This window comes from Bacillus sp. AY2-1 (genome assembly GCF_008368965.1).
Taxonomy (GTDB): Bacteria; Bacillota; Bacilli; order Bacillales; family Bacillaceae_G; genus Bacillus_A; species Bacillus_A thuringiensis_S.
Genome location: NZ_QPEL01000104.1, coordinates 1 through 7855, shown reverse-complemented (window position 1 = coordinate 7855; position 7855 = coordinate 1). Strand labels below are relative to the sequence as shown.

Here is a 7855-nt window from a genome sequence, read left to right as displayed (position 1 = left end):
TTGTAAACGTTTTATATTGTCTATTTTTCTTACTAAAGTGCCAAAAATAATTATTTTTATATTCTTCTAAATTATCAGAGAAAAATAAATTTTATATTTTATAATATTTTATGTATAATTATCCCACCCTTTTCAACATAAAATAGCAGGCCCTTCATATTAAAAATATATAGGCTAAAATGAGTGCAAAGGATAAGAAAGTATGTTACGATACATTTTGCTAAAAATAGATATCGGTAAAGAGGGGACGGACATGACAGCAATTCAGGCAAAAAATGGGCCGACAGAGAAATTAAGTTTATTCTTATTAACATGGCCTATTTTTCTAGAAGTTTTTCTTTTTATGTTGATGGGGATCGCTGATACTTTCATGTTAAGTGCATTATCAGACGATGCTGTATCTGGGGTTGGTGCAGCGAATCAATATCTCCATATTGCGATTTTGGTATTAGAAGTCATCGGGAACGGCGCTGCTATCGTTGTATCTCAATACCTCGGTTCCAGACGCTTTATGGAAGCATCTAAAATATCAGCATTAGCCGTCACATTAAATTTAATAGTTGGGCTCGTTATAAGCGCTGGTTTTCTTTTATTTTCGAAACATATGATGCTCGCAATGAACTTACAAGGCGATGTACTAACGTATGCGCAAAACTACTTATCTATCGTCGGAGGGGCAATCTTCCTGCAAGCTATCATTAACTCATTAGCCGCAATTATCCGTGTACACGGTTTTACAAAGCAAGCGATGTTTATTTCACTCGGAATGAATATTATTCATATCGCTGGAAACTACGTACTCATTTTCGGGAAATTTGGTTTCCCTGAGCTCGGTGTACAAGGGGCTGCAATTTCTTCCGCTATCAGTCGATTGATCGCACTTATTGTTTTCTTCTGGTTACTATATCGCGTTATGGAATATCGTGTGAAATTACAATATTACTTCACTTTATCCAAAGAATACATTGGAAAAATTTTAAAAATCGGCATTCCATCTGCATTTGAACAAGTGATGTATCAAGCTTGTCAAATCGTCTTCCTTTATTACGCAACGTACTTAGGAACGGAATCATTAGCTGCTAGACAATACGCTACTAACATTTCCATGTTCACTTATTTATTTGCAATTGCGATTGGTATGGGAACAGCCATTATTATTGGCCGCCTTGTTGGTGGTGGCGAAAAGGATGAAGCATACGAACGTTTGTGGAAAAGTGTAAAATGGGCGATTGGTGTAACTTTATGTATGGTCGCTCTCGTTATTACATTCCGTACACAATTAATGGGACTGTTTACAGATAATCCGCACATTATCGGGTTAGGCGCAAGTGTTCTTTTACTAAGTGTACTACTTGAAACGGGACGTACGATGAACATCGTCATCATTAATTCGCTTCGTGCAGCTGGTGATGCAAAATATCCTGTTTTAATCGGTGCATTTTCTATGGTGTTAATGAGTTTACCACTAGGTTACTTTTTCGCCTTTCATTTAGATATGGGGCTCGTGGGTATTTGGCTAGCGATCGCCATCGACGAATGGACACGTGCCATTATTATGTTCTTCCGCTGGAAAAGTAGAGCTTGGGAACGTTACGCACTAGTTAAACCTGAAGAACAAGAAGAGAGTATTTCTGTTCAAGTTTAGTAATTTTATATAGTAGAAAAAAGAGCCCTCCTTCCGCAATGGAAGAATGGCTCTTTTTTTATTGATAGATTTCTTTATATTTCTTATACTCTGCTTCAGAACATAGTACGAAATGTCCTGGACGAATTTCACGCATTGTTGGCACTTCGCTACCGTAATCATGCTGCGATGGATCGTATACGATACGTTTACGATTACGCTCATAATCTGGATCTGGTAGCGGAATTGCTGATAATAGTGATTTCGTATATGGATGAACTGGATTCGCATATAACTCTTCACTTGTTGTCAGTTCTACAATTTGACCACGGTACATTACGCCGATGCGGTCACTAATGTATTTTACCATCGATAAATCATGGGCAATGAATAAGTATGTTAACCCTTTTTCTTTTTGTAACTTTTTCAGTAAGTTTACAACTTGCGCCTGAATCGATACGTCAAGTGCTGAGATCGGCTCATCGGCAATGATAAATTCTGGTTCTACAGCAAGCGCTCGAGCGATACCGATACGCTGACGTTGTCCACCTGAGAATTCGTGTGGGAAACGGTTTGCGTGCTCTTTATTTAAACCAACTGTGTTTAGTAGTTCATGAACACGGTCCATGCGCTCTTTTTTACTTTTCGCTAATCCGTGAATATCAATACCTTCTGCGATAATATCCCCTACTGTCATACGAGGATTTAGTGATGCGTATGGATCTTGGAAAATCATTTGCATTTTACGGTTGAATTTCTTCAATTCTGTGCGTGATTTCTTACCATGTACGTTTTCACCATCGAATAATACTTCACCAGCAGTTGCATCATATAAACGAATAATCGTTCTTCCAGTTGTTGATTTACCACAACCTGATTCTCCTACAAGACCAAATGTTTCTCCGCGGTAAATATCAAATGAAATATCATTAACCGCTTTGACAACACCACCACTCACGTCGAAGTGCTGCTTTACATTTTTTACTTCAATTAATTTCTCACGTTGTTTAGTCATGTTGTTCACCTGCTTTCATTTGAAGAATACGTTTTTCAACAACTGCCGGCGGTTTTACTTCTGGAGCTTGCTCGTGAAGTAACCAAGTTGCCGCATAGTGTGTATCACTTACTTTAAATAAAGGCGGTTCCATTTCAAAATCAATTTTCAGCGCCTGTGGGTTACGTGGTGCAAAAGCATCACCCTTTGGCGGCTTCAATAAATCCGGAGGCGTTCCAGGAATTGCGTATAACTCTTCCTCTGAACCATCTAAACTTGGCATAGATGCGATTAAGCCCCAAGTATATGGATGTTTCGGATTATAGAAAATTTCATCTACAGTTCCAATTTCAACAACTTTACCAGCATACATAACTGCCACTCGGTCAGCAACGTTTGCTACTACACCTAAGTCATGCGTAATGAAAATAATTGCCGCTTCTGTTTTTTGCTGAATGTCTTTCATAAGTTCTAAAATTTGTGCCTGAATCGTAACGTCTAGCGCTGTTGTCGGCTCATCGGCAATTAATAATTTCGGGTTACAAGCTAACGCCATCGCAATAACTACACGCTGTCTCATACCACCTGAGAATTGGTGAGGATATTGTTTTAAACGTGCTTCTGGATTTGGAATACCTACAAGGTCGATTAATTCTAACGCAACTTTACGTGCGTCTCCTCTACTCATCCCTTGGTGTTTAATAAGACCTTCCATAATTTGATTCCCAATTGTCATCGTTGGATTTAATGATGTCATTGGATCTTGGAAAATCATCGCGATATCTTTACCACGAACTTGCTGCATTTCTTTTTCCGTTAATTTCGTTAAATCACGACCGTCAAATACAATCTCTCCATTTTTAATACGGCCTGGAGGATTTGGGATTAACCCCATTAGCGCTTTAGAAGTAACTGATTTCCCAGAACCAGACTCTCCTACAATCGCTAATGTTTCCCCTTTTTTCAAATCAAAAGTAACTCCGCGCACTGCTTGTACTTCACCTGCATGTGTATCAAAGGAGACTTGTAAATCTTTTACCTCTAACAATGTTTTCATTTTTACTTCTCCCTCCTCATTTACTTACGCATTTTTGGATCTAACGCATCGCGTAATCCATCTGCCATTAAGTTGAATGCTAGAATTAACATACTGATGACAACCGCAGGGATGAACATCATGTGTGGATACGTTTGAATAGATTTATAACCATCATTTACAAGAGAACCAAGTGACGCGAATGGTGGCTGAATTCCTAAACCAATGAAACTTAAGAACGCTTCACCAAACACCGCTGATGGAATTGTGAACATTGTCATTACGATAATAGGTCCCATTACGTTTGGAATTAAATGTTTCACAATTAATTGTGTATTTGTTGCACCTAATGTACGAGATGCTAATACATATTCTTGGTTTTTTAACTTTAGGATTTGTCCACGAACAATCCGCGACATCCCTATCCAACCCGTAATCGCCATCGCGAGTGTAATTGACCAAATACCAGATCCCATAATGATTACCATTAAAATAACGATGATTAAGTATGGAATACCGTTAATAATCTCCATAATACGTTGCATAATATTATCTACTCTACCGCCGTAGAATGCTGAAATACCTCCGTATGCAACCCCAATTACTAAGTCAATTGCTGCTGCTAAAAGAGCGATATATAATGATACGCGTGTACCTTCCCATGTTCTTGTCCATAAGTCACGGCCAAGATCATCTGTACCAAACCAGAAGTACTCTTTAATATCACGTTTTTCATATTGGTCAACACCATATTGATCTGTACCGTCAAATGGTAACCAATGAACATTTTCAATAACTGGAATTTTTGGTGGTAATTTCGCACGACCTAAATCTTGCTCTTTATACGAGTGTTTACTTACCATCGGTCCAAAAATCGCTAATAGCGCAATGATTACTAATAATACAAGGCCAAGCATCGCACCTTTATGTTGGAACAAACGTCTTCTTACATCTTGCCAAAACGTTAAGCTTGGACGGGCAATGACTTCATTATCAACATTATTTTGATTGGCTTGTTGAAATAAATCTGGAGATAATTTTTGTACATCTTTCATCATTTTTTCCCTCCCGCTAAACGAATACGAGGATCAATAATTCCGTATAAAATATCGACAATGAAAATAACTAAAATGAAGATTGCACTATAGAAAATCGTAGTTCCCATAATAACTGTATAGTCATTTAAAGTAATCGATTTAACGAATTGTTCCCCAAGTCCTGGTACAGCATAAATTTGCTCGATAACAAGTGTTCCTGTAATTAATGCCGCAACCATTGGTCCTAAAATTGTTACAACTGGAATTAACGCGTTACGAAGTGCGTGTTTTACAATGATAACGCCTTGACTAATTCCTTTTGCTTTCGCTGTTAAAATATAGTCTGACTGCATAACTTCAATTAATTCTGCACGAGAGAAACGTGCGATTGTTGCGATAACTCCCATCGATAATGCAATTGTAGGCATTACAGTAAACTCTGGTCCTTTCCAGAATGCTACCGGGAACCAACCAAGTTTTACCCCTACGAAATATTGTAGTAATGCGGCGAATACGAATGATGGTACCGACATTCCGAGTACCGAAATAACTGTTGCACTATAATCCACCCACGTATTATTACGAAGTGCGGCAACAATACCTAAAATTAAACCGATAAATGTCCCTAATATAATCGCTTGTAAACCTAATTGGGCTGATGGTCCAATACGATCCACAATCATGTCTGTTACTGGGCGGTTATCATATTGGAATGATACCCCTAAATCACCTTTTGCTAAGTTACCTAAGTAACGTGCGTATTGAACTGGTACCGGATCATTTAATCCGTATTTTTCAAGAATGATTTCTTTTTGTGCCGGTGATAGCTTCTCCTGGTTTTTAAGCGGAGAACCCGGAAGTAATTTCATCAAAAAGAAAGTCAGTGTAGTAATTAAAAATAATGTCAAAGCCATGTACACGAAACGTTTTAATACATAACGTCCCATAGTCAAGCACCTCCCCGTTTTTCTCAAAAGCAATAAGATAGTTTAAAATATTCTTACTTTTATTTTTTTAAAATAAGAGCATATGCCCATCATAGGCATATACCCTTGTAAACGATGGAAAAAAAAGATTATTTTTGTTCAACAGATGCCCATTTGTAAGTTAATTTACCACCATAGTTAATTGGGATAATATCTTTTACGGCACCTTTTACTACATACGCTGAACCTTTTTGGAAGATTGGAGTGATAACTGCATCCTCTTTAATTAACATCTTCTCTACTTCTAGAAGGTTGTTCCAGCGAGCTTGTAAATCTTTTGTATCTGTTTTAGCTTTTAGGATTAACTCATCATACTTCTGATTAGAATACCCTGTTTTATTTTGAGAACCATTCGTAACAAACATATCTAAATATGAGATTGGATCTGGGAAATCTGGTCCCCAAATACCAAACGCAATATCATATTGCTGAGAATCTTCTAATTTATTTTTTTGTGCGAATGGTTGCTGTTTAATTTTAATTGATAAACCTGGTAAGTTCTTTTCTATCTCACCTTTTAAGAATTCACCAACTTTTTTAGCATCTTCATTATCAAAGTTTAAGAATTCTAGTTCGATTTTATCAGTTCCAAGCTCTTTCTTCGCTGTTTCCCAAAGCTTTTTCGCTTCTTTTGGATTTGTTTCAACTAGCTTTCCATTTTCAGCTCGGAAATCTTTTTTATTCGGACCTTCAGCGAAATCTTTTCCAACAAATCCGTAAGCTCCAATTGCACCGTTATTTAAAATAACTTTCGCAATGTTATCACGGTCAAAGGACATTGAAATTGCTTTTCTTAAGTTTTTATTACTTAAGTACTGATTACTTTGATTAAATCTTAAGTAAGCAACCCCTGCTTCTTTTCTTGTTTGGAACTCTGGGCTTTGTCTAAACTTATCAACAAATTCAGACGTTAAAGCCGCACGATCAATCGCGTTTGTCTCATATAAATTTACATCAGTTGCTGTATTTTTTACAATATTAAAGTTGATTTCTTCGATTTTAACCGTTTTATTATCCCAATATGAAGGATTCTTCTTGAATTGGAAACTTTGTTCATGTTTCCAATCACTCATAACGAATGGACCGTTATATAATGTTGTATTTGCCTCTAAACCAAACTTATCACCTTGTGCTTTTACAAAGTTTTCATTTAGCGGGTAAAATACTGGATAAACTGTTAAATCGATAAAGTAAGGAACGGGATTGTCTAATTCCACTTCTAATGTATAATCATCAATCGCTTTTACACCTAATTGGTCAGCAGGTAATTCTTTTTTATGAATTTTCTCTGCATTTTTAATATCGAACATAATGTACGAATACGTTGCTTTTGTATCTGGATTTACGGCTCTTTTCCATGAATACACAAAGTCTTTAGCTGTTACAGGTTCCCCATTTGACCATTTCGCATCTTTTCTTAATTTAAATATGTATTTCTTCCCATCATCTAGCTTTTCGACATCTTCTGCAACGCCAGGCATTCTCTTTTGATCTTTGCCAATACGATATAAACCTTCCATCGTATTATTTAATGCTGTAGAAGATGAAGAGTCAGATGCTAATGATGCATCCATTGACGGAATTTCAGATAACTCTGTTAAATTAAGAATCTGTTTTCCGTTACTACTACTCGTAGCGTTCTCTTTCCCTTTTGCTTTTGCATCATCTTTTTGGTAGCTACACGCGCCAAGCAACATACTTGCAGTTAAAGTTGATGCAAGTAATAACGGTATCTTTTTCTTCATGTTGTGTTGCCTCCCCTAATTGCACTTCCTGTACCCTCACTTGTTAAAAAGTAGAATTGAAAGAATAATCTCCAAGTTTCTACAATTTTCATTATACATATAATACGACGATTGTGAATATAGTTTTTTGTTTTTTTGTTAAAATTTTTAATAAAATGTTTATATTTTTAATTTTTCGTAAAGGGATACGTTAACATTGCTACCATCATCTTAAAATCAGACCTTTAATTGTGTATAATTTTCAAAAAATTATTTCTAGTACTTATTATAGCTTTTATAGTATAATAAATCTAGTAATATTTTGACGGAGGGGACTATTTTGAATAAAGTTTTTTTTCTTACATGTATACTAACTTTTATAGCGATGATTGCTTCTAGTCTTGGGGCATTCCTCATTTCATCTCACTTTTTGTTGAACTTTGTCAACATCCCG

The 7855-nt window shown here is 36.5% G+C and carries 6 protein-coding genes and 1 pseudogene; 2 read left to right on the top strand and 5 right to left on the bottom strand.

The window, feature by feature from the left end; all coding sequences use genetic code 11:
* Positions 1–202: 202 nt before the first annotated feature.
* Entirely contained in the window at positions 203–1645 is a 1443-nt protein-coding gene (locus tag DN403_RS22550; protein WP_003309213.1) for an MATE family efflux transporter, read from the top strand.
* 58 nt (positions 1646–1703) lie between these two features.
* On the opposite strand, the gene DN403_RS22545 is transcribed toward DN403_RS22550, so the two are convergent.
* The 5 genes from DN403_RS22545 to DN403_RS22525 all read right to left on the bottom strand — a co-directional run bounded on the left by DN403_RS22545 (position 1704) and on the right by DN403_RS22525 (position 7422).
* The gene (locus DN403_RS22545) at positions 1704–2639 is read right to left on the bottom strand and encodes an ABC transporter ATP-binding protein (protein ID WP_000166354.1); all 936 of its coding nucleotides are present in this window, start codon (positions 2637–2639) and stop codon (positions 1704–1706) included.
* Positions 2632–3675, bottom strand: coding sequence for an ABC transporter ATP-binding protein (locus DN403_RS22540; protein ID WP_000854341.1), 1044 nt, complete (start codon positions 3673–3675; stop codon positions 2632–2634). Before DN403_RS22540 ends, DN403_RS22545 begins: the two co-directional genes overlap by 8 nt.
* Positions 3676–3695: 20 nt before the next feature.
* A complete protein-coding gene (gene opp3C, locus DN403_RS22535) occupies positions 3696–4712 on the bottom strand; it encodes an oligopeptide ABC transporter permease (RefSeq protein ID WP_000974107.1) in 1017 nt (338 codons plus the stop codon).
* The gene (opp3b, locus tag DN403_RS22530; RefSeq protein WP_000534168.1) at positions 4709–5638 is read right to left on the bottom strand and encodes an oligopeptide ABC transporter permease; all 930 of its coding nucleotides are present in this window, start codon (positions 5636–5638) and stop codon (positions 4709–4711) included. Before opp3b ends, opp3C begins: the two co-directional genes overlap by 4 nt.
* A gap of 128 nt (positions 5639–5766) precedes the next feature.
* Positions 5767–7422, bottom strand: a complete 1656-nt coding sequence (locus tag DN403_RS22525; RefSeq protein ID WP_000727209.1) for a peptide ABC transporter substrate-binding protein — start codon at positions 7420–7422, stop codon at positions 5767–5769.
* Positions 7423–7741: 319 nt separating this feature from the next.
* On the opposite strand from DN403_RS22525, the pseudogene DN403_RS22515 reads away from it, so the two are divergent.
* A pseudogene (locus DN403_RS22515) lies at positions 7742–7855 on the top strand (DUF3899 domain-containing protein); the annotation flags it as partial.